Below are 2,116 nucleotides of genomic sequence, written 5' to 3' on the forward strand. Positions count from 1 at the left end.
CAGTAAATCCTCTTTTTATATTTCACGTAAAATCGAAGTAACCGATTGAATCAAAATAGGAACTCAGCTATGGTTAATGCATCAATAAAAATAAATTAAAAACGAGTTATTCTACAGCCTCGTTATGTGGCTTAAATACGTCTGCGGTACTTAATAATGAGTTCATCAAGAATTTGTGTGCATTGTGATAAGCCCGTGGAGAAATACTCGGAAGATTATGAGGTTTTCGAAAAGATGCATTGGCTATGTTTTCATTTAGTCTTCGAGCATGAAGGTGATCCTGATGTAGCGTGCAATGACCCAGCTTGCCCTTGGTGGCATATAGAAGTTATGCGCAATAAACTGTCTGAATTAGGTGTTATTCCTGATAGTGTAATCACAGAGGCAGTAAACAAAAAATGGAATCTATGAATCCGGCACATAACAAAGCAAGGCAATCTGACGTCTTACTCTCCACTTGTTTTTATGCGGTAAAATACTCGCATAAAAACAAGTTCCGTTTCATCCGCAGTTACTTGCGGCGTTAGGCAATTAGGAGTAAAAATGCAGAAATCCGATCAAGTGTCGTTGTATTTTTTGTCTGACTTAGAGAAGTTTAGGATCTTTGTCGAGCTATCAGAACGCCATTGGCGTGAAGAATTAACTACGTACAACGAATCTGATATAGAAATGAACGAGTCTGTTTGTTGGGATAGGTACAAGTATCGCAATGATTTAGGTGCGCATTTCCAAGAAGTATTTCCTCAATACCAGAAACAATCGTTTTTGCTTATGTTGGTATCGCTTTTTGAAGATTATCTTAATCAACTGTGCCACAGCTTTTATTTTGAAAAAGGTTTAAATTGTACTTTAAAAGATTGCAGTGGCTCAGGTATTGAGCGAGCAAAAAACTATCTACGTAAAGTCGCCAAAATTGAAGTACCTACTGGCACTGCCTCTTGGGGTAAAGTCGTCGAAGCAAGGGATATCAGGAACATCATTGCTCACAATGCTGGGCACTTAGACGAGGAGCTGCATAGTAAGCAATTTAGAATTGTTGCCAAAAACCTCAATTTAAATTCACATCAATTTGCTAGAGTCCACCTTGAAGTTACACAAGTGTATATCTTTGAAATTATTGACGCTATGACTAGTGTCGTTAATGAGCTCTGGCGTGAAACGACGGAAAATGCCTAACACATATGAGCCTTAACTCTGTCAATAGGCAATAGAGTTCTTTTTGACCGTTTTTATAAATTGACGGTCAATTCTAAACCAATAAACAAATTCGTTTACTTCGTCTGTCGATGCGGCTGTTAAGCAAGTTGCTTACGGCAAACACATATAGAGGCTCTCTTATTGCGATCTCATCGCAGCCAGGTTTTTTCCATATCCTTTTGGGGTTGCTGGGGCACTAGACATTCATCGGTTAACCTAATCATGGCACTATTCAAGGCGGCTGGTTTCATCATTATGATCCAGTTAGTTTCAGGCTCAAGTCAGGTGTAAGCGACTTTGTTTATTGTATTAATGCACGCGTACTGAGCGTCTAATCAAGGCAAGTGGCTTAGGTCTGTAGGCATATAATCAGGTTAAACCTTGTTGGTTATTAACTCACCCAATTGATTGATGCTCAGCCTTATATCCAGTTAGATGTTCAGCTCACTCAGTACCGTGACTAACTCTTTAAAAATTTTGCTTCATCGAATACCGTCTCTTTTTTAAGCATATAATAAACACAGCGACCCAGCTTATGTGCAAGTGCTGACAGTGCTTTGGCTTTGCTCATTCGTTTTTGTAGTTTTTCAAGGTATTTGTTGGCGTTGTGGTTGTGACGGAGCAGTAGTACGGCAGCTTCCGAGAACGCCCATTTTAGATGTGCATTGCCAATTTTATTGCCTTGTGTGCCATAAGTTTTGCCGGCAGATTCCGCTTTGCATTTGACTAACCGGCTGTATGAAGCGAACTTTTGTACGCTTGAAAAGCGATTGATGTCACCAATTTCGTAAATAATAGTGAGTGCGAGAATGCGGCCTATACCATTAATTGTTTGCAAAATATTAAGGTGAACAGGGTTGTGTTGTTTAGCCATTTGTTCAATGTAATGCTCTAAAGGTTTAAGCTCCTTATGATAGCA

The 2,116-nt window shown here is 39.3% G+C and carries 2 protein-coding genes; one reads left to right on the forward strand and one right to left on the reverse strand.

Annotation, left to right across the window (positions count from 1 at the left end; translation table 11 throughout):
• The first annotated feature begins 543 nt into the window (after positions 1 to 543).
• Positions 544 to 1,176: a hypothetical protein gene (locus H5187_RS23275; protein ID WP_182785416.1), complete on the forward strand. Its 633-nt coding sequence runs from the start codon at positions 544 to 546 to the stop codon at positions 1,174 to 1,176.
• Between the two features lie 481 nt (positions 1,177 to 1,657).
• Here the strand turns inward: H5187_RS23275 and H5187_RS23280 are convergent.
• Positions 1,658 to 2,116 (reverse strand): transposase (locus H5187_RS23280; RefSeq protein ID WP_182798447.1); only part of this gene is annotated, 459 nt, incomplete at its 5' end.

The sequence above is a fragment of the Pseudoalteromonas sp. SG44-1 genome (assembly GCF_014164315.1).
GTDB classification, from domain to species: domain Bacteria; phylum Pseudomonadota; class Gammaproteobacteria; order Enterobacterales; family Alteromonadaceae; genus Pseudoalteromonas; species Pseudoalteromonas rhizosphaerae.